The organism is Pelomonas sp. KK5, from assembly GCF_001984095.1.
Lineage (GTDB): Bacteria > Pseudomonadota > Gammaproteobacteria > Burkholderiales > Burkholderiaceae_C > KK5.
In genome coordinates this window covers 1-236 of the sequence record NZ_LYVQ01000603.1, presented here as the reverse complement: position 1 = coordinate 236, position 236 = coordinate 1, and the positions used below count along the sequence as shown (strand labels likewise).

Genomic DNA, 236 nt, shown 5'->3' with positions numbered 1-236 from the left:
GTCACGCCGCTCTGGTCGCCCAGCACTTCGTCCAGTTGATTGAACAGGTGCAGCTGCACCTTGCCTTCGGCGGCCTTGGCGTTGAGCTTGTCCACCAGGATCGGCTCGGCGCGGAACTTGTCGCGGCGGTGGATCACATGGACCTTGCTGGCGATGTTGGACAGGTACAGCGCCTCTTCCACGGCCGTGTTGCCGCCGCCGACCACGCAGACCTCCTGCTCGCGGTAGAAGAAGCC

At 64.4% G+C, this 236-nt stretch carries 1 protein-coding gene; it reads right to left on the bottom strand.

Features of this window, described 5'->3' with window-relative positions; genetic code table 11:
* The coding region (locus tag B0W88_RS32425) for an NAD-binding protein (protein WP_158081011.1) at positions 1–236 on the bottom strand (236 nt) is incomplete at both ends.